At 71.1% G+C, this 25,252-nt stretch carries 23 protein-coding genes; 12 read left to right on the forward strand and 11 right to left on the reverse strand.

Going from position 1 to position 25,252, the window contains the following annotated elements; all coding sequences use genetic code 11:
* Nucleotides 1–7: 7 nt before the first annotated feature.
* From speB to FXF51_RS15695, 3 genes are read left to right on the forward strand one after another with little or no spacing between them, the layout of a single operon-like run.
* On the forward strand, nucleotides 8–940 hold the full coding sequence (gene speB, locus FXF51_RS15685; protein WP_148435164.1) for an agmatinase: 933 nt from the start codon (nucleotides 8–10) through the stop codon (nucleotides 938–940).
* Nucleotides 937–2,442, forward strand: coding sequence for a purine-cytosine permease family protein (locus tag FXF51_RS15690; protein ID WP_148435165.1), 1,506 nt, complete (start codon nucleotides 937–939; stop codon nucleotides 2,440–2,442). The genes speB and FXF51_RS15690 overlap by 4 nt, the downstream gene beginning before the upstream one ends.
* Nucleotides 2,443–2,479: 37 nt before the next feature.
* The gene (locus FXF51_RS15695) at nucleotides 2,480–3,088 is read left to right on the forward strand and encodes a cyclase family protein (RefSeq protein WP_148435231.1); all 609 of its coding nucleotides are present in this window, start codon (nucleotides 2,480–2,482) and stop codon (nucleotides 3,086–3,088) included.
* On the opposite strand, the gene FXF51_RS15700 is transcribed toward FXF51_RS15695, so the two are convergent.
* On the reverse strand, nucleotides 3,085–3,579 hold the full coding sequence (locus FXF51_RS15700; protein WP_148435166.1) for an Lrp/AsnC family transcriptional regulator: 495 nt from the start codon (nucleotides 3,577–3,579) through the stop codon (nucleotides 3,085–3,087). The two genes, FXF51_RS15695 and FXF51_RS15700, sit on opposite strands and share 4 nt — an antisense overlap.
* A 203-nt stretch (nucleotides 3,580–3,782) precedes the next feature.
* Between FXF51_RS15700 and FXF51_RS15705 the strand changes: the two genes are divergently transcribed.
* From FXF51_RS15705 to FXF51_RS15740, 8 genes are all read left to right on the forward strand, one after another.
* Complete coding sequence (locus FXF51_RS15705) at nucleotides 3,783–5,216, forward strand: gamma-aminobutyraldehyde dehydrogenase (RefSeq protein WP_148435167.1); 1,434 nt, start codon at nucleotides 3,783–3,785, stop codon at nucleotides 5,214–5,216.
* Between the two features lie 21 nt (nucleotides 5,217–5,237).
* The gene (locus FXF51_RS15710; protein WP_148435168.1) at nucleotides 5,238–6,305 is read left to right on the forward strand and encodes an ABC transporter ATP-binding protein; all 1,068 of its coding nucleotides are present in this window, start codon (nucleotides 5,238–5,240) and stop codon (nucleotides 6,303–6,305) included.
* A 9-nt stretch (nucleotides 6,306–6,314) separates the two neighbouring features.
* On the forward strand, nucleotides 6,315–7,532 hold the full coding sequence (locus FXF51_RS15715; RefSeq protein WP_187414390.1) for a spermidine/putrescine ABC transporter substrate-binding protein: 1,218 nt from the start codon (nucleotides 6,315–6,317) through the stop codon (nucleotides 7,530–7,532).
* Between the two features lie 2 nt (nucleotides 7,533–7,534).
* Nucleotides 7,535–8,386 (forward strand): ABC transporter permease, encoded by an 852-nt coding sequence (locus FXF51_RS15720; protein WP_148435169.1) that lies wholly within the window; start codon nucleotides 7,535–7,537, stop codon nucleotides 8,384–8,386.
* On the forward strand, nucleotides 8,383–9,168 hold the full coding sequence (locus FXF51_RS15725; protein WP_148435170.1) for an ABC transporter permease: 786 nt from the start codon (nucleotides 8,383–8,385) through the stop codon (nucleotides 9,166–9,168). The genes FXF51_RS15720 and FXF51_RS15725 overlap by 4 nt, the downstream gene beginning before the upstream one ends.
* A 162-nt stretch (nucleotides 9,169–9,330) precedes the next feature.
* Entirely contained in the window at nucleotides 9,331–10,725 is a 1,395-nt protein-coding gene (locus tag FXF51_RS15730) for an NAD(P)/FAD-dependent oxidoreductase (RefSeq protein ID WP_148435171.1), read from the forward strand.
* Between the two features lie 15 nt (nucleotides 10,726–10,740).
* Entirely contained in the window at nucleotides 10,741–11,598 is an 858-nt protein-coding gene (locus tag FXF51_RS15735; RefSeq protein ID WP_222871290.1) for an alpha/beta hydrolase, read from the forward strand.
* A 116-nt stretch (nucleotides 11,599–11,714) separates the two neighbouring features.
* Nucleotides 11,715–12,623, forward strand: coding sequence for a serine hydrolase (locus FXF51_RS15740; protein WP_148435173.1), 909 nt, complete (start codon nucleotides 11,715–11,717; stop codon nucleotides 12,621–12,623).
* A 27-nt stretch (nucleotides 12,624–12,650) separates the two neighbouring features.
* On the opposite strand, the gene FXF51_RS15745 is transcribed toward FXF51_RS15740, so the two are convergent.
* The 8 genes from FXF51_RS15745 to FXF51_RS15780 are packed head-to-tail and all read right to left on the reverse strand — an operon-like array spanning nucleotide 12,651 to nucleotide 22,197.
* A complete protein-coding gene (locus FXF51_RS15745; protein ID WP_148435174.1) occupies nucleotides 12,651–14,159 on the reverse strand; it encodes a DHA2 family efflux MFS transporter permease subunit in 1,509 nt (502 codons plus the stop codon).
* Nucleotides 14,160–14,214: 55 nt separating this feature from the next.
* Nucleotides 14,215–17,268 carry an AfsR/SARP family transcriptional regulator gene (locus tag FXF51_RS15750; RefSeq protein ID WP_262379555.1) on the reverse strand — a complete coding sequence of 1,018 codons (3,054 nt, stop codon included), beginning with the start codon at nucleotides 17,266–17,268 and terminating at the stop codon, nucleotides 14,215–14,217.
* Between the two features lie 7 nt (nucleotides 17,269–17,275).
* Entirely contained in the window at nucleotides 17,276–18,019 is a 744-nt protein-coding gene (locus FXF51_RS15755; protein ID WP_148435175.1) for an isocitrate lyase/phosphoenolpyruvate mutase family protein, read from the reverse strand.
* A complete protein-coding gene (locus tag FXF51_RS15760; protein WP_148435176.1) occupies nucleotides 18,016–18,741 on the reverse strand; it encodes a cytochrome P450 in 726 nt (241 codons plus the stop codon). Before FXF51_RS15760 ends, FXF51_RS15755 begins: the two co-directional genes overlap by 4 nt.
* A 45-nt stretch (nucleotides 18,742–18,786) precedes the next feature.
* Entirely contained in the window at nucleotides 18,787–19,464 is a 678-nt protein-coding gene (locus FXF51_RS15765) for a DUF998 domain-containing protein (protein ID WP_148435177.1), read from the reverse strand.
* Nucleotides 19,461–20,675 (reverse strand): glycosyltransferase, encoded by a 1,215-nt coding sequence (locus tag FXF51_RS15770; protein ID WP_148435178.1) that lies wholly within the window; start codon nucleotides 20,673–20,675, stop codon nucleotides 19,461–19,463. Before FXF51_RS15770 ends, FXF51_RS15765 begins: the two co-directional genes overlap by 4 nt.
* Before the next feature lie 55 nt (nucleotides 20,676–20,730).
* Nucleotides 20,731–21,543, reverse strand: coding sequence for a DMT family transporter (locus FXF51_RS15775; protein WP_262379556.1), 813 nt, complete (start codon nucleotides 21,541–21,543; stop codon nucleotides 20,731–20,733).
* Between the two features lie 36 nt (nucleotides 21,544–21,579).
* The gene (locus tag FXF51_RS15780) at nucleotides 21,580–22,197 is read right to left on the reverse strand and encodes a DedA family protein (RefSeq protein ID WP_148435179.1); all 618 of its coding nucleotides are present in this window, start codon (nucleotides 22,195–22,197) and stop codon (nucleotides 21,580–21,582) included.
* A gap of 390 nt (nucleotides 22,198–22,587) precedes the next feature.
* On the opposite strand from FXF51_RS15780, the gene FXF51_RS15785 reads away from it, so the two are divergent.
* Complete coding sequence (locus tag FXF51_RS15785; protein ID WP_148435180.1) at nucleotides 22,588–23,724, forward strand: sensor histidine kinase; 1,137 nt, start codon at nucleotides 22,588–22,590, stop codon at nucleotides 23,722–23,724.
* 9 nt (nucleotides 23,725–23,733) lie between these two features.
* On the opposite strand, the gene FXF51_RS15790 is transcribed toward FXF51_RS15785, so the two are convergent.
* Entirely contained in the window at nucleotides 23,734–24,375 is a 642-nt protein-coding gene (locus tag FXF51_RS15790; protein ID WP_148435181.1) for a VC0807 family protein, read from the reverse strand.
* 214 nt (nucleotides 24,376–24,589) lie between these two features.
* Nucleotides 24,590–25,246, reverse strand: coding sequence for a leucine efflux protein LeuE (leuE, locus tag FXF51_RS15795; RefSeq protein WP_148435182.1), 657 nt, complete (start codon nucleotides 25,244–25,246; stop codon nucleotides 24,590–24,592).
* Between the last annotated feature and the right edge of the window lie 6 nt (nucleotides 25,247–25,252).

The following is a 25,252-nucleotide window of genomic DNA, read 5'->3' on the forward strand; positions in this document are numbered from 1 at the left end:
GAGGCGCATGAACCTCGGTCCCGTCGACTCCAGCAAGGTCCCGCGCTTCGCGGGCCCGGCCACCTTCGCCCGCCTGCCCCGCCTCGACCAGGTGGAGCGGGCGGACGTGGCGGTGGTGGGCGTGCCCTTCGACACCGGCGTCTCCTACCGGCCCGGCGCCAGGTTCGGGCCCGCCGCCGTACGGGAGGCGTCCCGGCTGCTGCGGCCCTACCACCCGGGCCTGGACGTGTCCCCGTTCGAGCGGGTGCAGGTCGCCGACGCCGGTGACATCGCGGTCAACCCGTTCGACATCGGCGCCGCCATCGAGACCATCGAGGGCGCGGCCGACGACCTGGACGCCAAGCTGGTCACCATCGGCGGCGACCACACGATCGCGCTGCCGCTGCTGCGCTCGGCGGCCAGGAAGCACGGCCCCGTGGCGCTGGTGCACTTCGACGCGCACCTCGACACGTGGGACACCTACTTCGGGGCCGAGTACACGCACGGCACCCCGTTCCGCCGGGCCGTCGAGGAGGGCATCCTCGACACGGAGGCGCTCAGCCACGTCGGGATCAGGGGCTCCCTCTACGGCAAGAAGGACCTGGAGGAGGACCGGCGGCTCGGGTTCGGCATCGTGACCGCGGCCGACGTGCTGCGGCGCGGCCTGGACGAGGTGATCGACCTGCTGCGGCAGCGGGTCGGCGACCGCCCGCTGTATCTCTCCATCGACATCGACGTGCTCGACCCCGCGCACGCCCCCGGCACGGGCACCCCCGAGGCCGGCGGGCTCACCAGCCGCGAGCTGCTGGAGATCCTGCGCGGTCTCGCCGGGCTCAACCTGATCGGGGCCGACGTGGTCGAGGTGGCCCCGGCCTACGACCACGCGGAGATCACCTCGATCGCCGCCTCCCACGTGGCCTACGACCTCGTCAGCCTGCTGGCGCTCCAGGAGAAGACATGAGCAGCGGCTCCCTCACGGAGATCGAGACCTACGGCGTCGAGCGCATCCCCGACGCCGACCGCACCGCCCGCCCCGTGGACCTGTTCAGGGTCGCCTTCGGCGGCGCCAACACGTTCGCGACGTGCGTGCTGGGCGCCTTTCCCATCCTGTTCGGCCTGTCGTTCTGGCACGGCCTGGCGGCCACCGTGCTCGGGCTGGTGGCGGGGGCGCTGATCCTGGCGCCGCTGTCGCTGTTCGGGCCGCTCAACGGCACCAACAACGCCGTCTCCTCCTCGGCGCACCTGGGCGTGCACGGCCGCGTGGTGGGCTCGTTCCTGTCGCTGCTGACCGCGATCGCGTTCTTCTCCATCTCGGTGTGGTCGTCGGGCGACGCGCTCGTGGGCGGCGCGCACCGGCTGGCCGGGCTGCCGGACACCGACCTGACGTACGGGGTCGCGTACGGGCTCTTCGCCGTCCTGGTGCTGGTGGTCTGCGTGTACGGGTTCCGCTTCATGCTGTTCGTGAACAAGATCGCGGTCGCGGCGGCGTCGTTGCTGTTCGTGCTGGGCGTCTTCGCCTTCGCCGGGGACTTCGACCCGTCCTACGCCGGCGCGGTCCAGCCGGGTGACGCGCTGTTCTGGCCCTCGTTCATCGGCGCGGCCCTGATCGTGCTGTCGAACCCGGTCTCGTTCGGCGCGTTCCTGGGCGACTGGTCCCGCTACATCCCGGCGAGCACCCCGCGCGGGCGGGTGATGGCGGCGGCGTTCCTGTCGCAGATCGCCACCATCCTGCCGTTCTTCTTCGGCCTGTCCACCGCCTCGATCATCGCGGCCAAGGCCGCCGAGTACGTGGACCCGGCCGCGCCCAACTACGTCGGCGGCCTGCTGGCGGTCTCGCCCGGCTGGTACTTCGTGCCCGTCTGCCTGATCGCGCTGATCGGCGGCATGTCCACCGGCACGACCTCGCTGTACGGCACCGGCCTCGACTTCTCCAGCGTCTTCCCGCGCTTCTCCCGGGTGCAGGCCACGGTGTTCATCGGCACGCTGTCGATCGTGTTCATCTTCGTCGGGCGTTTCGCGGCGAACCTCACGCAGAGCATCTCCACGTTCGCCACACTGATCATCACGTGCACGGCACCCTGGATGGTGATCATGATGCTCGGCTACGTGACGCGGCGTGGCTGGTACGACCCGGAGGCGCTGCAGGTGTTCAACCGGCGCCAGCGGGGCGGCCGCTACTGGTTCACGCACGGCTGGAACTGGCGCGGGCTGAGCGCCTGGCTGGTCTCGGCCGGGCTGGCGTTGCTGTTCGTCAACCTGCCTGGCCAGTTCGTCGGGCCGCTGGGGAACCTCGCGGGCGGCGTGGACATCTCGCTGCCGGTCGGCCTGGCCGTGGCCGGGCTGCTCTACCTGGCGCTGCTGGCGATCTTCCCCGAGCCGCGCGAGGTCTACGGTCCTGACGGGCCGCGCCTGGTCCGCTCGGCCGACACCCCCGTGCTGCCGATCGTGGAGCCGGCGACGTGACGCGCCTGCTCGACCTGAGCGTGGAGCTGGTGACGTGATGACGCTGCTCGACCTGTCGGCGCCGATCGAGAGCGGGATGCCCGTCTACCCGGGCGACCCTGAGGTCTCGGTCGGCCCGGCGCTCACCGTGGCCCGCGACGGCGTGAACGTGCTGGGCCTGCACCTGGGCTCCCACTCGGGCACCCACGTGGACGCGCCCTTCCACATCGACGACTCGCTGCCCACGCTGGACGACTTGCCGCTGGAGCGCTTCCACGGCCCCGCCACGGTGGTGGACGCCCGGGGGCGGGGGCCGACGATCGGCCCCGAGTTCTTCGAGGAGGTCCGCGCGGGCGTGATCGTGCTGGTGGTCACCGGCTGGCCGTTCGGGCGTCAGGGCCATCCGTACCTCACCGCCGAGGCCGCCGCACTGCTGGTCGAGCGCGGTGTCCGGACGGTCGGGATCGACGCGTTCAGCGTGGATCCGACGCCCGCAGCCGAATTCCCCGCGCACGAGAAGCTGTTGCGGGCGCACGCCGTCATCGCCGAGAACCTGTACGGCCTCGACCGGTTGATCGGGGCGCGGGAGATCGAGGTGTCGATGTTCCCGCTGCGGATCACCGGAGGCGACGGCTCACCCGTACGGGCCGTCGCCCGGGTCGGTTAGCGGGTGCCCCAGGAGTACGTCTGCTTGCGCAGCTTGAGGTAGACGAACGACTCGGTGGCCCGTACGGCGGGGATGGCGCGGATCTTGCTGAGGATCTCCAGCAGGTGCCCGTCACCCTCGCAGACCACCTCCACGATCACGTCGAAGGAGCCCGCCGTGAGCACCACGTAGTCGATCTCCTCGATGCCGGCCAGCTCGTCGGCCACCTTCTCCAGGTCGCCCTCGCAGTTGACGCCGATCATGGCCTGCCGGGGGAAGCCGAGCGTGAGCGGGTCGGTGACCGCGACGATCTGCATGACGCCGGCGTCCTGGAGCCGCTGGACGCGCTGGCGGACGGCGGCCTCGGACAGGCCGACCGCCTTGCCGATGGCCGCGTACGGCTTGCGCCCGTCGGCCTGGAGCTGCTCGATGATCTGCTTGGACAGGTCGTCCAGCACCACCGGGCTGCCGGAGCTCGCGCTGTTTCGGCGTACGCGGGGCGGCGTCGTCATTGAGCGGTTTCCTCCTAGCGGTCCGGCGTTACGGGGGCGTTCCCGCCGGGTTGCCGTCCTGGTGCGACATGTTGTCAGTTCTTCGCGGTCTGTCAAGCGAATTCGTAGCAATTTGATATCTTCACCACGAAATCCCTTGTCGTGATGCATCTGCTCTGTCAGAGTCGCGGCAACTCAGCCACCTCACGAGGAGGTCGTTAACCTTGACCACCCGTCTGCAGAACTTCATCAACGGTGAGTTCGTGGACGCCAAGAGCGGCCGATACTCCGACATCATCGATCCGTGCACGGGCGAGGCTTATGTCCAGGCTCCCGTCTCGGGTCTGGAGGACATCGACGCCGCCTTCGCCGCCGCGGCCGCCGCTTTCGAGTCGTGGGGCAGGACCACCCCGGGCGAGCGGGCGAACCTGCTGCTCAAGGTCGCCGACGCCATCGACGCCAGGGCCGATGAGATCAACGAGGCCGAGTGCCGCAACACCGGCAAGCCCCGCGCCCGCATGGCCGAGGACGAGACGCCGATCGCCGCCGACCACTTCCGCTTCTTCGCGGGCGCCGCGCGCACGCTGGAGGGCCCGACGGCGGGTGAGTTCCTGGCCGAGCACACCAGCGTCATCAGGCACGAGCCGATCGGCGTGGTCGGCCAGGTGACGCCGTGGAACTACCCGATGATGATGGCGGTCTGGAAGATCGCCCCGGCGCTGGCGGCCGGCAACACGATCGTGCTCAAGCCGTCCGACACGACCCCGGTCTCCACGCTGAAGCTGGCCGAGATCCTCGGCGAGGTGCTGCCGCCCGGCGTCTTCAACGTCGTCACCGGCGACCGCGAGAGCGGCGCCCTGGTCGTCGGCCACCCGACCGCCGCCATGGTGGCGATCACCGGCTCGGTCGGCGCGGGCATGTCGGTGGCCAAGAGCGCCGCCGACGACCTCAAGCGCGTGCACCTGGAGCTCGGCGGCAAGGCGCCCGTCGTGGTCTTCGAGGACGTCAAGGACCTGCGCAGGGCCGCCGCCGACATCGCCACCGCCGGCCTCTACAACGCCGGCCAGGACTGCACGGCCGCCTGCCGGGTGCTCGTGCACGAGAGCGTGCACGACGAGTTCGTGGCCGCGCTGACCGAGGCCGCCGCCGGCACCGTCACCGGCGACCTCGACAACGCGGACGCCCTGTACGGGCCGCTCAACAACGAGAACCAGCTCGCCAAGGTGCAGGGCTTCATCGAGCGCGTCCCCGCGCACGCCAAGGTCCTCACGGGCGGCCACCGCGTCGGCGACAAGGGCTACTTCTTCGCCCCGACGATCGTGGACGGGCTGCGCCAGGACGACGAGATGGTGCAGAACGAGGTCTTCGGTCCCGTGATCACCGTTCAGACGTTCACCGACGAGGCCGACGCCCTGGCCAAGGCCAACGACGTCAGGTACGGCCTGAGTGGCTCGGTCTGGACGTCCGACCACGGCCGCGCCATGCGCATGTCGAACCGGCTCGACTTCGGCGTGGTCTGGGTCAACACGCACATCCCGTTCGTCTCGGAGATGCCGCACGGCGGCTTCAAGCACTCGGGCTACGGCAAGGATCTGTCGGTGTTCGGTCTGCACGACTACACCAGGGTCAAGCACGTCATGCACTACATCGGCGAATAGCGGCAAGGAACGAACCTGGAAATGACCGGGCTGAGTGCGATCGAGCTTGCGGACGTCGTCAAGGAGTACCACTCGCATGGCGAGGTCGTCCAGGCAGTCAAGGGCGTGACGCTGGGCATCGAGGAGGGGGAGTTCTTCTCCCTCCTCGGCCCCTCCGGCTGTGGCAAGACCACCACCATGAGGATGATCGCGGGCTTCGAGGCGCCCTCGAAGGGCCTGGTGAAGCTGTACGGCCAGGACGTCACGAACGTCCCGCCGAACAAGCGCGACGTCAACATGGTCTTCCAGTCCTACGCGCTCTTCCCGCACATGAGCGTCTGGGACAACGTGGCGTTCGGCCTCAAGCAGCGCAGGACGCCGAAGGCGGAGATCGACCAGCGGGTCGGCGAGATGCTGGAGATCGTCGACCTCGCCGACCGGGGCAAGCGCATGCCGCGCCAGCTCTCCGGCGGCCAGCAGCAGCGCGTGGCGCTGGCCAGGGCCCTGGTCAACCGGCCGCGCGCGCTGCTGCTCGACGAGCCGCTCGGCGCGCTCGACCTGAAGCTGCGCCAGGCCATGCAGATCGAGCTCAAGCGCATCCAGCGCGAGGTCGGCATCACGTTCGTGTACGTCACGCACGACCAGAGCGAGGCGCTGACGATGAGCGACCGCATCGCCGTCATGAACGACGGCGCGGTCGAGCAGCTCGCCGGGCCGCGCGAAATCTACGAGCGGCCGGCCACGGCCTTCGTGGCCGGCTTCATCGGCACCTCCAACCTGCTCACCGGCGCCGCGACCGGCGGTGTGCTGCAGGTCGGCGGCGGCCGGGTGCTGGTGCCCGGCGCCGACGGCGAGGTGACGGTGACCGTGCGGCCCGAGAAGATCACCATCGGCACGGACGAGCCTGCGCAGGGGCTCAGCGCCGTGAAGGGCACCGTGGCCGAAGTGGTGTATCTCGGCACGTATAACAGCTATGCGGTGAGTCTCGCTGACGGGGCCGAGATCACCGTGTTCCAGCAGAATGTGCACGACGCCACGGCGACGGCGGAGCGGGGCGACTCCGTCTGGCTGTCGTGGCAGGCGCAGCACTCGTACGTGATTGGAAGATGACAGCACCTCATGAACCCCCTCCTCCTGCGTGGAATGACGCAGCCCCGCACCCGTCGTGACGTCTTCAGGCTGGCCGGCGCCTCCGCCGCCGGCCTCGCCCTGGCCGCCTGTGGCGTGCAGGGCCAGAAGGCGGCGCCGCCCAAGGCCGACGCCGTCGCCGACTACTGGGCGAGCCAGAAGAAGAACGGCAAGGTCGTCTTCGCCAACTGGCCCGAGTACATGCCCGAGGACAAGGGCCCGCTGGAGAAGTTCAAGCAGGACACCGGCATCACGTACGAATACAAGGAGGTCATCCAGGAGAACGCCGAGTTCTTCGGCAAGGCCGACCCCGTGCTGCGCGCCGGTCAGTCGCTGGGCTACGACATCGTCGTCATGACGAACGGCATCCAGCTCCAGCACATGATCGAGCTGGGCTACGTGGTGCCGCTCGACCACACCAAGCTGCCGAACTTCCAGGCCAACGCAGGGCAGAAGTACAAGGAGCGCTCCTACGACCCGGGGAACAAGTACACGGTGCCCTACACCTCGGGTGTGACGGGCATCGCGTACAACACCGAGTTCGTCAAGGAGGAGATCACCAGCATCGAGTCGCTGTTCGACCCGAAGTACAAGGGGCGGGTCGGCATGATGGCCGACGCCCAGGAGATCGCCAACTTCGGCATGATCGCGCTGGGCATCGCCCCGGAGAAGTCGACCGAGGCCGACTGGCGCAAGGCCGGAGAGAAGCTCAAGGCCCAGAGCGACGCCGGAATCGTGCGGAAATATTATGATCAGTCGTATATCGACGCGGTGTCGAAGGGCGACGTCTGGCTGACCATGGCCTGGTCGGGCGACGTGTTCCAGCGGCAGCTCGCCGGCGAGCCGGTGAAGTTCGTGGTGCCCGCCGAGGGCGGCACGATCTGGACCGACAACATGCTCATCCCCAAGGGCGCGGCCAACCCGGTGGACGCCCTCATGCTGATGGACTACCTCTACCAGCCGGCCGTGGCCGCCGAGCTGGACGAGTACATCCAGTACGTCACGCCGGTCCCCGCCGTGGAGGAGCTGCTGCGGGAGAAGGCCAAGACGGCGAAGGGCGAGGACAAGAAGGCCCTGGAGGACATGGTCAGCAGCCCGCTCATGTTCCCGTCCGAGGCCGACTACGCCAAGCTGCACAACTACACCCAGCTCACCACCCAGCAGGAGCAGGTGTTCAACCCGATCTTCCAGTCCATCACCCAGGCCTAGCGATGCGGCGGCTCACCCCCTACCTGCTCGCCCTGCCGAGCTGGATGTGGCTGGCGATCTTCCTGGTCGTGCCCATGGTCGCGATGGCGTCGGTGTCGCTGCAGACCGGCAACGCCATCGACGGCTTCGCGATGACGTTCAGCTTCTCCAACTACACCGACGCGATCGGCCGCTACAGCACCCAGCTCGTCCGTTCGCTGGTGTACGGCGGGCTCGCCACCGTGGCCATGCTGGTGATCGGGTACCCGGTGGCGTACTTCATCGCCTTCAAGGCCGGCGCGCGCAAGTCGACGTACCTGTTCCTGCTGCTGCTGCCGTTCTTCGTCTCGTTCGTGCTGCGCACGATCTCGTGGAACTTCCTGCTGTCGGACAACGGCATCCTGTTCGGCACGCTGAAGGGCTGGGGGCTGCTGCCCGACGACTTCCACGTGCTGGCCACGGGGTTCGCGGTGATCGCGGGGCTGACGTACAACTTCCTGCCGTTCATGATCCTGCCGATCTACGTGGCGCTGGAGCGGGTGGACCCGCGGGTGGTGGAGGCGGCGCAGGACCTGTACGCGACGCGGGCGGCGGCCTTCCGCAGGGTGGTGCTGCCGCTGTCGCTGCCGGGGGTGTTCGCCGGGGTGCTGATGACGTTCGTGCCGGCCACGGCCGACCCGATCAACGCCGCCGTCCTCGGCGGCACGTCCACCACGATGATCGGCAACATCATCCAGACCGAGTACCTGACGAACCTCGACTACCCGACCGCCTCGGCGCTGTCGTTCACGCTGATGGCGGTGCTGCTGGTCGGGATCTTCATCTACGCCCGCGCCCTCGGGACGGAGAACGTGCTGGAGGCGGCGGCCCGATGAGAGGCACCAGGACCGGCGACCGGCTGCTGCACATCTACACGTGGCTGATCATCGTCTGGCTGTCGTCGCCGATCGCCGTGATGATCCTGTTCGGGTTCAACGACAAGAAGAGCAAGTCCAACACCACCTGGCAGGGGTTCACCCTGCGCTGGTACACCGAGCTGTTCGACATCTCCGACCTGACCGTCGCGCTGCGCAACTCGCTGGTGATCGCCGTGGTCAGCACGATCATCACGGTCGTGATCGGCACCATGCTGGGGCTGGCGCTCGGCAGGCACCGTTTCCGCGGCCAGGGCGCGACGAACTTCCTGGTCTTCGCCGCCATCTCCACGCCCGAGCTGGTCATGGGGGCCTCGCTGCTGTCGCTGTTCGTCTCGGGGAACGTGCCGCGCGACGCCAACACGATCATCATCTCGCACGTGCTGTTCTCGCTGTCGTTCGTGGTGGTCACGGTGCGGGCGCGGGTTGTCACGCTGGACCCTTCGCTGGAGGAGGCGGCCAGGGACCTGGGGGCGACGCCCTGGGGCACGTTCCGGCAGGTGACGCTGCCGGCGATCATGCCGGGTGTGCTGGCGGGCGGGATGCTCGCCTTCGCGCTGTCCATCGACGACTACGTGGTGACCAGCTTCGTCAACGGCTCGACCGTGACCTTCCCGCTGTGGATCGTCGGCGCGGTCAAGACCGGCATCCCGCCGCAGGTCAACGTCATGGGTACGCTGATCTTCTGCATCGGGGTGCTCATCGCGATCGGCAACGCGGTCGCGGCGCGCCGCCGTAGCTGAGAGCATTCTTCCGGATTCCCCTCCGCAGGTCGCGGAGGGGTTTCACCTTGGCCAAGAACAGGGAGGCGAGATCGGATTCCGGCGGGGGGAACCCGCGCGTGATCACCTATTTGGTCCCGCAATCTTCATAAAACTCAGACTTTCGTAAGGGAAGTGGGATTTGTGGATCCGCTGAAGGCGCTGGCTGACGCGGAGCGCAAGCCGTACTGGCTGGACAGCCCGGCCAGACCCGAGCCGCAGCCGCGGCTCTTCGGACACACCACCGCCGACCTGGTCGTGGTCGGCGGCGGCTTCTCAGGGCTGTGGACGGCCCTGATGGCCAAGGAACGCGACCCCTCGCTGGACGTCGTCCTGCTGGAGGGCCGCAGGATCGGCTGGGCGGCCACCGGCCGCAACGGCGGCTTCTGCATGGCGACCCTCACCCACGGCCTGGCCAACGGGCTGGAGCGGTGGCCGGAGGAGATCGACCGGCTCGAACGCATGGGCGTCGAGAACCTCGACGAGATCGAACGCACGCTGGAGCGCTACGGCGTCGACTGCTCGTTCGAGCGCACCGGCGAGCTGCACGTCGCCACCGAGGAGTGGCAGCTCGACGGGCTCAACGAACACCTCGACCTGATCTCCGACCTCGGCCTCGGCTACCTGCCGCTCGACCAGGGTCAGGTGCGGGCCGAGGTGAACTCGCCGACCTACCTCGGCGGGCTGTGGGAGCGCAGCGGCTGCGCCATGCTCGACCCGGCGCGGCTGGCGTGGGGGCTGCGGGAGGCGTGCCTGCGGCTCGGCGTACGCGTCCACGAGCGCACCCCCGTCCGCTCGCTGAGCGACGACGGCACGACGATGACCCTGCGCACGCCGCACGGCTCGGTGGGCGCGCGGCACGTGGCGCTGGGCACCGGGGTGTTCCCGCCGCTGCTGCGGCGGCTCAAGCACTTCGTCGTCCCGGTGTACGACTACGTGCTGATGACCGAGCCCCTGACCGAGGCCCAGCTCGGCGAGGTGGGCTGGCGCAACAGGCAGGGCGTCGGCGACTCGGGCAACCAGTTCCACTACTACCGGCTGACCGACGACAACCGCATCCTGTGGGGCGGCTACGACGCCGTCTACTACAACGGCGGCCTGGTCAAGCCGGAGTACGACCAGCGCGACGAGACGTTCGTCAAGCTCGCGCAGCACTTCTACGACACCTTCCCGCAGCTCGACGGCGTGCGCTTCACCCACAGGTGGGGCGGCGTGATCGACACGTGCAGCCGGTTCAGCGCCTTCTACGGGCAGGCGCACGGCGGGCGGCTCGTCTACGCCGCCGGCTACACCGGCATGGGCGTCGGCGCCACCCGCTTCGGCGCGAACGTCATGCTCGACCTGCTGTCGGGCAAGCCCACCGACCGCACCGAGCTGCGGATGGTCAAGGAGAAGCCGGTCCCGTTCCCGCCCGAGCCGGTGCGGTCGGGGGTGATCCAGTTCACCCGCTGGTCGATCGCGCAGGCCGACCAGCACCAGGGCAGGCGCAACCTGTGGCTGCGCGCGCTCGACCGGATGGGGCTCGGGTTCGACTCGTAGCGCACACTTGTGCGTATGAGAGTGGAATTCGTGGCGGACGGTCTCACGCTGGCCGGCGACCTCCGGGTGCCGGACGGCGTGGGGCCGTGGCCGGGGCTGGTGTTCACGGGGCCGTTCACGGGCGTGCGCGACCAGGTCACAGGGCTGTACGCGGCGCGGCTGGCCGAGCGGGGTTACGCCACGCTGGCCTTCGACCACCGCAACTGGGGCGAGTCGGAAGGGCGGCCGCGCCGCCACGAGGACCCGCAGGGCAAGCTGCACGACCTGCGGGCCGCGGTGTCGTTCCTGCGATCGCGGCCCGAGGTGGACCGGGAGCGGATCGGCGCGGTCGGGGTCTGCCTCGGCGGCGGGTACGCGCTGAAGTTCGCCGCCTTCGACCCCCGCGTGAAGGTGTTCGCCGGGATCGCCGGGGCCTACAACAACCCCTACGCGATGCGCGGCGCCGACCTGGCGCCCTACCTGGACGTGCTGGAGCGGCAGGACCTGGGCGGGCCCGTCGAGTACCTGCCCGCCGTCGCCGAGCACGGCGAGGCCGCGATGCCCGGCGACGAGCCGTACGCGTACTACGGGACCGAGCGCGGTGCCTCGCCGCTCTGGTCGAACGAGGTCACCAGGGCCGGCGTGCTGGAGCTGCTCACCATGGACAACATGACCGGCAGCGACTTCCTGTCGCCCAAGCCCGGGCTGATCGTGCACGGCGTGGTCGACCGGTTCTGCGCGCCCGAGGGGGCGGAGGAGGTGTTCAAGCGGCTCGACCAGCCAAAGCGGATCGTCTGGGTGGACGCCAAGCAGCACATCGACCTCTACGACCGCGAGCCGTACGTGACGCAGGCCGTGGACGCCACCGCTGATTTCCTGGGCGAACACCTCTGAGGCGCTGGGCAAGGTGGTGCTGAAGGTCTCGCCAGGAAACCGCCTGGCGTGATGGGGCGGGCCGCCTGGCCGGGCATCATGCGTACGACCCCCGACGAGATCACGGGGGTTCGTGCGTGCGTGGGAAGTGGATGGCGTGGCTGGGGCTGGCGGTCGCGGCCGGCTGCGGGGCCGGCAAGGCGCCGGTCGTGCCCGCCGCGGTGGAGGTGCCGGTCAAGGTAGCGCGATGCGTCCTGAAATATCGTGACAACCGGGCGGCCGGCGTCGCCCGGGCGCGGCTCGAACGCGACCTCGCCGCCTACGTCCGCGACCGGCCGGGACGGATCGTCTACGGCGCGCAGGACCTCGTCACCGGCGTCCGGCTGGGGCAGGGCGAGCACGAGCACGACATGATCACCGCCAGCGGGGCCAAGGTGGACATCCTCGCCGCGCTGCTGTCCCGCCGCGACTCCCGCCTCGACCAGGGAGAACGCGACCTGGCCTCCCGCATGATCCGCGAGAGCGACAACAGCGCCGCCGACGCGCTGTGGTCGCGGGTCGGCGGCGGCGGGGCCATGAGCGACTTCTACGCCAGGATCGGGCTCAAGGAGACCACACCAGGGCCCAGCAAGTACTGGGGCGGCACCAACACCAGCCCCGCCGACCGCATCCGCCTGCTCAAGGTGCTGATCAGGGGCGGCAAGGGGCTGAGCGCCGCCGACCGGGGGATGGTGCTCGGGCTGATGGAACGGGTGCAGAAGGACCAGGCGTGGGGCGTCAGCGCCGCCGCCAGGCCCGGTGACCGGGTGGCGCTCAAGAACGGGTGGACGCCCCGGCCGTTCATCCACAACACGTGGGCGGTGACCAGCTACGGGAGGGTCGTCGGGCCGGGGCGGGACCTGCTGCTGTCCGTGCAGACCGACCGGCAGCCGGGGGAGGGGACGGGCATCCAGACCATCGAGGGCATCGCCCGGATGATCGGCCACCGGCTGGACGGCCTGTCCCCGACGACCACCCGCCCCTGCCCGACGAACCCCATCGCCTGAGCCCGGCCAGGCCTGAGCCGAGGGCGGTCAGTGGGCCGCGGTGAGCACCTCCTCCGGGATCTCCTTCGGCACGCCGCGCAGCCCCACCAGCGCCAGCACCGCCACCACGGCCAGCAGGCCCGCCGTGACGAGCGAGGTCAGGTGCACGCCGTCCAGGAAGGCCGCCTGCGCCGCACGTACGAGCTGGCCGGCCTGCTCGGAGGGAAGCGCGGCGGCCACATTCAGCGCTCCGGCCAGCGACTCCCCGGCGGCCTCGCCCGGCACCCCGGCGGGCAGTTCCAGCGAGGCCCGGTACGCGCTGGTCAGCACCGTGCCCAGGATCGCGATGCCGAGCGCCCCGCCCAGCTCGAACGAGGTCTCCGACACCGCGGCGGCGGCCCCCGCACGCTGCCGCGGCGCCGTGGCGAGCACGTTGTCGTTGTTGACGGTGAACGCGAACCCGACGCCCATGCCGCCTATCACCATGACGGGCAGCAGCGTCAGGTAGTTCAACTCGGTGCCGAGAGTGGCGTAGTAGAGGAACGAGCCCGCGTTCATGGCCAGGCCCAGCGCGACCACGCCGTTCCTGCCGAGGTGGCGGATGAGCCTGGCGGCCAGCACGCCGCCCACCGCGCCGCTCAGCCCGCCGGGAAGCTGAGCCAGCCCCGCCTGCAGCGGCGACCAGCCGAGCACGAGCTGCAGGTACCAGGCGAACATCAGCATCATGGCGGACATCGCGAAGATCGCCAGCAGGTTCGTCAGGATCGAGGCGGTGAACGCCCTGCGCGCGAACAGCCGCACGTCGATGAGCGGTTCGGCCAGCCTCGTCTGCCGCCACACGAACAGCGCCAGCAGCGCGACCCCCGCCACGCCCGCCGCCACCACGTCCGCGTGCCCGACGCCCTGGTGGGCGGCCTCCTTGACCGCGTAGATGACGGTCACCACACCGGTGAACGACAGCACCACGCTCACCAGGTCGATGCGGCCCGCGTCCGGGTTGCGCGACTCGGGCAGCACCAGGAAGCCGGCGACGACCACCACCGCCATGATCGGCACGTTGATCAGGAACACCGAACCCCACCAGAAGTGGTCGAGCAGCAGGCCGCCGACCACGGGGCCGACGGCGAAGCCCGCCGCGCTCATCCCGCTCCAGATGCCGACCGCCGCCGTCCGCTCACCCGGCTCGGTGAACACGTTGCGGATGATCGACAGGGTCGAGGGCATGATCGTCGCGCCCGCCACGCCCAGCAGCGCCCTGGCCGCGATCAGCAGCTCCGGGGTGGGCGCGTACGCCGTCACCACGGAGGCGGCGCCGAACGCGACGGCCCCGATCAGGAGCAGGCGTTTACGGCCGATGCGGTCACCCAGGTTGCCCATGGTGACGAGCAGGCCGGCCAGCGCGAAGCCGTACATGTCGCTGATCCAGAGCAGCTCCGTCGAGGTCGCGCCGAGGTCGGCCACCAGGCGGGGGAGCGCCAGGTGGAGGACCGTGAGGTCGAGGGAGAGCAGCAGCGTGGCCAGGCAGGCGACGGCCAGGCAGGACCATTTGTTCTTCATGCCGCACATCGTGATCGGCGCGGCTGACGACGGACCTACCGCTCGCTGACCGCGTCTACTGCCCGGTGTGTGCGCCGCAGATCCGGGCCAGGGCGGCGTCGATGCGGGCGCGGGTGTCCTCGGTGCTGTACCAGCCGTCGGGGCACACCTCGCGCGCCCGCACCAGCAGGGGACGAGCCGCCCCCGGCTCGCCGGACCGCAGCGCCACCAGCCCCAGCCCCAGCCACGACCAGGCGAGGATCTCCATCGAGCCGTTGCGGCGCGACAGCACGGCCGCCTGCTCGTAGTCCGCCCGCGCCCCCGCCACGTCGTCCAGCGCGAACCGCGCGTCGGCCCGCCGGCACAGCCCCTCGGCGATCTCCGTGGCCGCCCCCAGCTCCCGCGCCAGTTCGAGCGCCTCGTCGGCCAGCGCGTGCGCGCTGCGGTAGTCGCCCTGCAACTGGCGCAACGCACCCAGCCCGGACAGCACCAGCACCATGCCCCACCGCTCCCCGATCGCCCTGAACCCGGCCAGGGCGGCCTCGAAGTGCTCCAGCGCCTCGTCGATCCGGCCGAGGATCTGCAGGACGAACGCGTGGCCGCAGCTCGCCAGCGCCCTCTTCCAATGGGTCAGGCCGCTGACCTTGTCCATGTAGAACTGCTGCATCGCGCCGAAGTCCGCGGGCGGCCCGGTGAACATCGACAGCAACATCATCATGAACTCCACCCGCACCGGCAGGTAGTCGATCGGCAGCAGCCGCCGCACCTCCTCCAGCCGGGTGCGCAGCAGCTCGTCCCGCCCGCCGGCCCAGGCCATGACGAGCACGCACATGCCGTACTCCTCCTCCAGGCCGGGGACGCGGGTCTCGCCCAGCGCGGCCAGCAGCGCGGCGGCCAGGCTCGCGCTGGCGGTGCGGTGGCCGCGCATCCACCAGTAGCAGGCGCTCTGCGCCAGCAGCCGCAGGCCCAGCTCGAACTGCCCGGACGCGGTCGCCCAGCGCACGGCCGCGTCCAGGTCGCCGCTCTCCTCATCCAGCCTGGCCAGCCACTCCAGCTGCGCGCCCGTACGCAGCAGCGGGTCCGCCGTCATGATCAGGTCGAGGTAGCAGCGGGCGTGCGCGTCGCGGACCGCGTGCTCCTCGCCCGACTCCGCCAGCCGCCCCGCGCAGAACGCCCTGATCGTCTCCAGCATCCTGAACCGGCCGTCCACGAACTCCACCAGCGACTTCTCCGCCAGCGAGAAGAGCACCTCCTCCGGCAGCCCGCACACCCGCTCGGCCACCTCCGGCCGCGCTCCCGTCACGAAGGCGCTCAGCCGCCTGGCCATCACCTGCTCGTTCTCGTCCAGCAGGTCCCAGCTCCACGCCACGACCGCGTGCAGCGTCTGGTGGCGGGGCAGCGCCGTACGGCTGCCGCGGGCCAGCAACCTGAACCGGTCGTCCAGCCGGGCCGCGACGTCGGCGACCGACAGCGTGCGCAGCCGTGCCGCCGCCAGCTCGATCGCCAGCGGCAGCCCGTCGAGAGCCCGGCAGATGTGCACGACGTGCGCGGCGTTGTCCCCGTCCACCACGAAACCGGGGCGCACGGCGGCGGCGCGGTCGGCGAACAGCCGCACAGCCGGATAGCCGAGCGGCTCGTCCGTCTCGACGGGCGGCAGCCGCAGCGGCGCCACCGGCAGGATCGACTCGCCCGTGATGCCCAGCGCCTCCCGGCTCGTCACCAGCACGCGCAGGTCGGGGCAGTTCGCCAGCAGGTGGTCGGCCAGCTCGGCGGTGGCGGCGACCAGGTGCTCGCAGTTGTCCAGGACCAGCAGCAGCTCGCGGTCGGCCAGCGCGGTGACGAGCCTGGCCCAGGGGTCCAGGGCGGGGCGCTCGTGCAGCTTCAGCGCGGCGTCGCGGATGCCGAGCGCGGCCAGCACCGCCTGCGGCACGCCGTCGGCGTCGGAGACGGGGGCCAGCGGGACGAAGCAGACGTCGCCCGGCTCCCGTTCGGCCGCCTCGGTCGCCAGCCGCGTCTTGCCCGCGCCGCCCGGGCCGATCAGGGTGACGAGCCTGCAGTCCTGGAGCCTCGCGCCGAGCTGCGCCAGCTCGTCGGTGCGGCCCACGAAGCTGGTGAGCTGCGCCCGCAGCCCCTGCCTGGACCGCTGCCAGGCCTGACCTCGCGTCCCGGGCACCCCAGGACGCTCGCGCCCTGCGACGGCCGCGTGTGACGCACCTGGTGTGGCGGACTGCCACGAGCCCGGCGGGGCGGCGTGCGAGGCGGCCTGCCACGCGTCGGGCGGAGCGACGTGCGACACGCCTGGCGGAGCGGCGTGTGGCGCGCTTGGTGGGACGGCGTGCGTGGCGGCGGGCACGGCCGGGTAGGCCGGGCTCACGGGCGGGGCGAGGCCCGCGACGGGGCCGAGGGCGGGGTCGGCTCTGAGGACGGCGAGGTGGGCGGCGGCCAGCTCGGCGCCAGGCTCGACACCCAGCTCCTCGTCCAGCAGCTTCCTGGTCTCCTCGTAAACGCTGAGCGCCTCGGCCTGCCGCCCGCTGCCGTACAGAGCCCGCATGAGCTGCGCCCGCAGCCGCTCGCGCAACGGATACCCGGCCGCGAGCTGGCTCAGCTCGGCCACCAGCTCGCGATGCCGCCCGAGGTCGAGGTCGGCCTGCACCCGGTCCTCGGTGGCGGCCAGCCGCAGCTCCTCCAGACCGGCGGCGGCGGCCTCGGCGTGCGGGGCGTCGGCGAGCGGCGCGCCCCGCCACAGCTCCAGCGCCTCCCGCAGCAGCGCCGCCGCCCGCCGCGGGTCACCGGCGGCCAGCGCCTCCCGGCCCTCCGCGGTCAGCAGCTCGAACCTGCGCGCGTCCACGTCACGGGGATCGGCCACCAGCCGGTATCCGGCCGGGTGGAACTCCACCAGCTCCCTGCCCAGCGCCCGCCGCAGCCGGGACACCTGCGACTGCAGCGCGTTGGCCACGCCTTCCGGGGGGCGGGCGCCGTACATGCCGTCCACGAGCTGCTCCGCGCCGACGACGCGGCCGGCGTGCAGGGCGAGCAGCGTCAGCAGGGCACGTACGCGGGGGCCGCCGAGCGTGACCGGCCGGCCGTCCTCGTCCAGCACGTTCGTGGGCCCGAGGATCTGGAAGCGCATGCTTCGATTATCGCGGCAAGCCGGCGACGATCTCGGCATACGACGGGATCGCGGGGGCCTGCTCGCCGCGGGCGGCGAGCGCCGTCGCCAGCGCCGCGCCCAGCGCGGCCCGGTAGAGCAGCGATCCGGTGCTCACCCTGGCGACCCCGGCCTCGCCCAGCAGCGCCAGGCTCGGGCCGTTCGGCTGGTGGAGCACGTTGAGCGGCAGCGGGGTGCTCGCCGCGACCTTCGCGATCTCGTCGAGGTCGGTCAGCCCCGGGACGAAGACGCCGTCGGCGTGCCCGTAGGCCGCCACCCGCTCGTAGGTGCCCTCGCCGTCGCCCAGCCAGTACGTGTCGGTGCGGGCGTTGACGAACACCCCGTGTCCCTTGGCGGCCTCGATGATCCGCTGGTGCAGCTCGATGGGCCGGAGTGTGCCGTCGGGCCGGCCGTCCTCCAGGTTGACGCCGGCCACGCCCAGTGCGGCCAGGCTCGCCACCAGGTCGCCCACCTCGGCGGGGTCGTCGCTGAAGCCGCCCTCGATGTCCACCGTGACCAGGACGCCCAGGCCGCTGATCGCCTCGGCCAGCTCGATCGTCTCGGCCCTGGTGGCGCCGGCCGCGTCCGGTTTGCCGTGTACGGCGGCCACGCCGAGGCTGGTCGTGCCGATCGCGGGGAAGCCGTGCGCGGCCAGGTAGGCGGCGGAGCCGTAGTCCCAGGCGTTGGGCAGCAGCAGCGGGTCGCCGGGGCGGTGCAGGTCGTGGAAGTTCACTTGAGAATCCCTTCCAGGACGCCCGCGGCCAGCGCGAGCGCGTGTTCGGGGGCGGGGCAGGGGCGCACGCCGTGGCCGAAGGTGAGGTGGGGGACGTGGCCGAGCGCGGGGTCGATCGCGTCGGGGTCGCGGTTGACGGCCACCAGGTCGATGGTCACCTCGTCGCCGGTGCGGGTGTCGAGCCGGCGGCTGGCCTTGAGAGGCGGGTCCTGCCTCAGCGTCTCGCACAGCAGCATGTCGATGTCCTGGTCTTTCGCGGCGTGCTTGAGTGCGGTCTCGATGAGGCCTTCGGTGGCGGCGTGCGCCTGGAGCAGCAGGGTGATCACGGGTACTCCGGCCAGCTTCAGCAGCTCGGCCACGGCGGCGTCGGCCTGCGGGCTCTCCTCGCCCGACAGGTAACCGGCCGCTGCGGCGGGCACGGCCCGGGTGTCGGCGACCCCGAGCGCGGCCCCCAGCACGGCCACCGGCACGCCACGCCAGTCGCCGCCCCGCTGCCTGGTCAGCGCCTCGGCGGCGGACCGCAGCGCGGCGGGGTTCAGCCCGCTCAGCAGCGCGACCAGCTCGCGGCGCCGCTCGGCGTGCGCGGGGCCGGTGCTGAACCGGGAGACGTGGGCGCGCAGCCAGGCCAGCGTCCCTTCCGCGCCGTCCTGGCGTACGGGTGGCGGCACGTACCTGGTGTCGGAGAGCACCGCCTGGGCTTCGGCATGTCGGGTGATGAGCATGGGTTCACGCTAGGGCGAGGTTCTTTCGGCGGCCGTCGAAGTGTGTCAGGCGGCCAGCCGTTCCTGGGGGTCGCGGGCGGGCGCGGGCTCCTCGGCGGGAACGGGCTCGCTGCGGACCGCGGCCCGGACGGGCAGGGCGGTCAGCGCCATGGCGATGAGCAGCGCCATCTCGGCCAGCACGACGCCGCGCTCCAGCATCCCGTAGTAGCCGCCGCCGTTGATCAGCGTCGAGGTGAAGGAGGCGGGGTGGGCCGCCAGGTAGATCGCGAGGGTCGCCCCGGCGGCGACGCTGAGGGCGCGCACCGCGTTCCAGCCGGGCGTGGCCCTGCGGCCTCTGGCCAGGATCCAGCCGGCGACCGGCAGCGAGGTGAACACGACGGCCGCCGACCAGCGGTGGATCTCGCCGGACACCGTCCCGATCTGCGAGGTGCCGGGGTCGGTGGGGAAGATCGCGCTCATCATCAGGCCCGCGGCCCCGGCCACCAGCAGCACGCGGGTGGGCGCGGTGCGGGCCGGGTCGGTGGTGGCCAGCCCGTACGCCAGGCACAGGCAGGCCGCCGCCAGCGCGAGCATCCCGATCAGGACGGGCACCAGCCCGCCGGACACCAGCGCGTAGTCACTGAGCAGCACCTGGGTGGGCAGCGCCACGTCCGCGTACGCGAGCGCGGCGGCGGACACCAGCGTGCCGAGCACCGTGCCCCAGATGCCCTGCCTGGGGGTCATCGCATCACCTCGTCATAGATTCGCTCGAACCGGGCGAGAGACGCCTGGTCGTCATGGGTGAGTGCCAGCTCCCTGCTGGCCTTGCCGAGGCGGGCGCGCAGCCCGTCGTCGGCGAGGACGGCGGTGAGGTGCCGGGCCAGCGCGACCACGTCGCCCGGCTGGTAGAGGTAGCCGTTGTCGTCCACGAGGTGCGGCAGCGCCATCGCGTCGGCGGCGACCACGGGCAGCCCCGAGGCCATGGCCTCCAGCGTGGCGATGCTCTGGAGCTCGGCGACGCCGGGCATGGCGAACACGTCGGCGGCGGAGAAGGCCTGCGGCATGTTCTCGTCGGCGACGAAGCCGAGGAAGAACACCCGCTCGCTCACGCCGATGCGCCTGGCCAGCCGCTCCAGCTCCTCGCGCTGGTTGCCCTTGCCGACGAAGGCGACCTGGGCGTCGGTCTCGTTGAGCACCAGCGGCAGCGCGCGGATCACCTCGTCGAGGCGCTTCTCCTCGTCGAGGCGGCCGACGAACAGAATGGTGGGCCGGTCGGGCAGGTCGAACATCTTGCGCGCCCACGCCTTGGGCTCGGCGTGCGGGTGGAACCTGGTCAGGTCGATGCCGCAGGAGACGGGCTCGACGCCGCGCCCGAAGCCCTGGTCGGACAGCAGCTTGGCGGCCAGCGGGGTGGGCGTGGTGATGTGGTCGGCCCGGCCGAAGACGCGGCTGAAGTCGCGCCAGGCCAGCCGGCCCGCCTTCTCGCGCAGCCGCGCGGGGATGTGGGCGAACTGGAAGAGGTTGTCGGGCATGAAGTGGTTGGTGGCCACGATCGGCACGCCGGCCCGGCGGGCGGCGGCCATGGCGGCCCTGCCGACCACGAAGTGCCCCTGGGTGTGCAGGACGTCGGGCTTGATGATGGAGACGAGCCGGTCGAGCCTGGTCGGCACGGTGACGCGCATGGTCGGGTGGACCAGCAGCGGCGCGGAGCGCAGCCGGTGCACGATCACGCCGTCGCACACGTCGGCGCTGGCCGGGCCCTGGTCGGACTGGCAGATGACGTGCACCTGGTTGCCGCGCGCGGCCAGGCCGGTGGCCAGGCGGTGGGTGAAGTAGGCGGCGCCGTTCACGTCGGGCGGGTAGGTGTCGGACGAGATCAGGATCCGGCGCGGGCGCTCGGGGGCGGGGGACAGCGTGCCGGTCAGGTCGGGGACGCTGTGCAGGGGCATGGCCATCTGGATGAACTCCGGTTTCAGTGGTGGCTTGGGGAGAGCCGTGGACGGGGGAACCTCATGCGGGCTCGCGATGGGCCTCCAGCGGGCTGGTCCGCGCCAGGGCGACGGTGCCCGCGGCGGTCAGCAGGGCCGCCAGGACCGGCAGGATCCCGGTCGGCAGCGGCTCGCCGAGCAGCAGCGCGCCGAACGCCACCGCGGTCAGCGGGTCGGCGACCTGCAGCGAGGCGAAGGAGACGCCGAAGTGCCCGACGGCGTAGGCCCGCTGGAGCATCATCAGCGCCAGCAGCGCGGGGATCGGCAGCGCCAGCAGGTACCACCAGTTCCACGCGCCGTCCACCAGCACCCGCACGAGGGTGGCGGTGGCGCCGTACAGCACTCCCGAGCTGGTCGCGAGCAGCGCCGCCCGGCCCGCGGCCGAGGCCGCCCTGGAGCCGGCCCACAGCAGCACGGCCGCGATCCCGGCCACGCCCAGCAGCGTCAGCACGCCGTCCGGGCCGAGGTAGGTGGGACCGTCGGACTCGGGGACCAGCAGCACCAGGCCGATCAGCCCCGCCGCCACCACCCCGGCCGCCGTCAGCTCCTTGCTCGACGGCCTGCGGCCGTGCAGCGTGGCGGCGATGGGCAGCGCGAACAGCAGGCTGGCCACGCCCATCGGCTGCACGATCGTCAGCGGCCCGAGCCCGAGTGCGACGATGTGCAGGCCGCCACCCGCCAGGATGGCCACGCCGCCCAGCAGCCAGCGGGGCCTCCTGAGCAGGGCGAGCAGCCCAGGCTTCGCGGAGCCGACCGCCTCGAACTGCTGCAGCGCGGCCCCGAGCGCGAAGAACAGCGAACCGACCAGGGCGATCACCGCGGCCAGCACAGTCATGCGCACTCCTTTCACACGGATGGTTGCCAGGCAGGGTCAAACGGACGTGTCCGCTGGAAGACGTTCCGGGGAAGCCTTGATGGCGCGACGCTTCCTGACCCAGCGCACGATCTCCACCACGGCGGTGACGGACAGCGCGATGCCCAGGCCGAGCAGCAGTCCCTTGATCGGGTCGTTCTCGAACGCCATCCCGCCGAAGAAGCCGATCAGCCCGGAGTAAACGGCCCACGAGCTGGTGGCGATCGCGTCGAAGAAGGTGAACGAGCGCAGCGGATGCCGTACCGCGCCCATGGTCAGCGTGGTCGCGGTGCGCCCGCCGGGGATGTACCTGGCCACGACCAGGACGAGCCCGCCTCGCTCCGCCAGCGCGCCGCGTGCCCAGACGAACGCCTTCTTGTCGCGCAGCCTGCGTGCCGACTTGCTGCCGATCAGGTAGGAGATGTGGTCACCGGCGAACGCGCCGAGCGCGGCCACCACGATGACCAGCGCCAGGTTCGTCTCGCCGGTGGCGGCGAACACCCCCGCGGTGATCACGGACGTCTCGGCGGGCACGATGGGGAAGAACCCGTCGAGCAGCGCCAGGGCGAACAGCGCGACATACAACCACGGCGACGACATCACCTGTTCGACGAGGTCGAGTATGGCGTGCGACATGAGCGTGTACTCCGATCGTTAGGGCACCCCCACAGCCTGCTGGCGTGGGACGTCCGGGGACATCGGGGATGCCCCCGGTCGAACGCGGCCCTTTCCCCGATACGGATCAGGGCCGATACCCCTTGAAGGTAGAAACCCCGCAGGTCACGGCACATCGGACGATCGGCACGCACTACCCCCTACTTTCGTCGGGGGCCGGCGTGCGATCTCCGGATGACATCTACGATCAAACCGGTTCGCGCAGGCGGAAGCAGGAGTGGAGATAGGCGCATTCGTGGTGGGGCTAGCCCTACCTGGGTGGTGGACGGCGCCCCACCCTGACTTTCGTCAGGGGTGCCACCTGACGTCGGTCGGCAGCCGCATCCCCTGGCCGCCGATAACGTCGGTGCCGTGAAGCGTTTTCGCCGGGAGAACCGCCGCCAGGTGGTCTATGACGTGCTGCTCTTCGTCGCGCTCGGCGTGTGCGTCGCCGCCATGGGGCCCGACCCGTTCAAGGACCCCGCCGGGTTCGGCGCGGTGACCGTGCCGCGCTGGGGGCTGGCCGCGGTGGCCGTGCTCGTCGGCCGGCCCTACCCCCTGGCCGCGCTGGTGCTGCTGCTGCCGCTGGGGCCGTGGCGGTTCAGCGAGGGGTTCGCGACCGTGGACCTGAGCTGGCTGCTGCCCCGGCGGAACGTGAAGATCCTGCCGCTGCTGGCGACGTCGCCGTTCATCGCCTGGTACGCGTACCTGACCGGGCGGCGGATGGCCAAGGGGTGGCCCGCGCTGCTGGCGTTCTGCGTCATCTCGCTGGTCGGCGTGGTGGTGGTGCTGAGCAAGGGCGGCGATCTGGCCCTGTGGGTGTCCATGATCACCGCGGTGGCGGGCACCTACCTGGTGCCGTACCTGTTCGGGGTGCTGCGCCGCAAGCTGCTGCAGCAGCGGCGGCAGGCCAGACTGTCGGCCGAGGCGCAGGCCAGGATGCGCGAGCGGGCCAGGATCGCGCGGGAGATGCACGACTCGCTCGGCCACGACCTGGCGCTGATCGCGGTCAGGGCGGCGGGGCTGGAGCTGGCGCACGGGCTGGCCCCCGCCCAGGTCAAGGCGGCGGGGGAGCTGCGGCTCGCGGCGGCCGACGCGACCGAGCGGCTGCGCCAGATCATCGGGCTGCTGCGCGAGGACGGCGACGCGGCGCCGCTGTCCCCCGTGGGGGAGGACGTATCGGAGCTGGTGCGCAGGGCCGCCGACTCCGGCATGTCGATCTCGCTCGACCTGGCTCCCGGGCCGGTGCCGGGGCTGGCCGGGGCCGTGGTGCAGGAGGGGCTGACCAACGCCGCCAAGCACGCGCCGGGGGCCGAGGTGTCGGTCTCGGTGGGGCCGCACGAGGTGCTCGTCCGCAACGGGCCGCCGCGTTCACGGCCCACCGCCAGGACGGGCGGGCTGGGGCTGGCGGGGCTGCGCGAGCGCGTACGGCTGGCGGGAGGAACGCTCAGCGCCGGGCCGGCGGGCGACGGCTTCGAGCTGGTCGTGTCGCTGCCCCGCGAGAATTAGCGGTGCGGTTCAGGCGTGGGAGACGTGCAGCCGGTGCAGCAGCCGCTTGAAGGCGATGACGGAGAACGTGATGGCCGTCCCGCTGATCACGGCCACCGCCGAGGTGCGCATGATCATGAACGCGCCGAGCGAGCCGCCGAGGTACTCGTAGACCGCCAGGAAGATGCTCAGCGTGGAGTTCATCAGCAGCACGAACGCCCACAGCAGGGTGATCCTGGCGAAGAACCTGCGCACCCGCTCGTGCTTGAGCACCGCCGACGGCAGGTGGATGTAGTCGAGCGTGAGCTTCTGCACCAGCGGCTTGTTGAGCCGCACGGAGGCGAGGAAGGCCATGCTGATGCAGATCGTGCCCATCTCGGGCTGGATGAAGAACCACATCCAGGTGCCGGTCCAGAACGCCACGATCGCCCGGATGGTGATCGCGAACGCCGCCAGGTACATCGTGGCGGGCACCTTGACCCGCTTGACGAGCCGCCAGGCCACGCCCAGGTAGACCCAGGCGACCGTGAGGGCCAGCGCCCACTGGAAGCCGAGGGCGACCATGGCGAGGTAGAAGACGGCCAGGGGGGCGACCACGCCTTCGAGCAGCCGGGGAGCCGCCTGCCGGGCGAGCGCGGTGAGGCGTGGGAGGGTGACCGGTGGATGGTTCAAGGCTGCTCCGCAGATAGGCCGACGATCGACGTCTACCCGGGCTTCGGGGGACCAGGCATTCCAGATGGCTCGCACGATGTCACCGATGCGGCCAGCACCGCCGCCCCGGGAAGCGCGCCGGTGGCTTACCGTACCTGAGGCGGAGTGATGGGACCGCCTCTTTTGACGCGTTCCATCTGTCTCCACGAAAACAGCGCAACCTTGAATGCGGCTTTCATCCGAGTGACGCTGTGGCGAGCTTCGCGCCAAACCCCAGGAAGACGGCCCCGACGCCGGAGGTGAGCCCGGCGCTGATCCTGCGGTGCCGGCGGAACTGCGCGGCCAGGAAAGTGCCGCAGAAAATCAGGCCGGTCAGGTAGAGGAAGCTGAAGAGCTGGATGACCGTGCCGAGGATGACGAACGACAGCGCGGGGCTGGCGTACGACGGGTCGACGAACTGCACGAAGAACGACAGGAAGAACAGGATGGCCTTCGGGTTCAGCAGGCTGATCGTCAGGGCCTTGCGGAACGGGCGCGTGCGGGCCTCCGTCTTGACGGCGGCCACGGGGGCGCCCTCCGCGCGGGCCGAGCGCCACGACCTCCACGCGCCGCGGATCATCTGGAAGCCGATCCACGCCAGGTAGCCGGCGCCGGCGTACTTGACGATCGTGAACAGCAGCGGGTTGGCCCGCAGCAGCGAGGCGGCGCCGGCGGCGGTGAGGAACATCAGCACCGTGTCGCCGACAAAGACGCCCGCCGCGGCCCGGTATCCCTGCCGGACGCCGTGCTGGGCGGCGTAGGACAGGACGTACAGGGAGTTCGGGCCGGGCAGGAGGATGATCAGGAAGGCGCCGATGACGTAGGCCCAGAAATCCGTGATGCCGAAGAACATGATGCC

This window comes from Nonomuraea sp. PA05 (genome assembly GCF_008086045.1).
In the GTDB taxonomy this organism is placed as follows: domain Bacteria; phylum Actinomycetota; class Actinomycetes; order Streptosporangiales; family Streptosporangiaceae; genus Nonomuraea; species Nonomuraea monospora.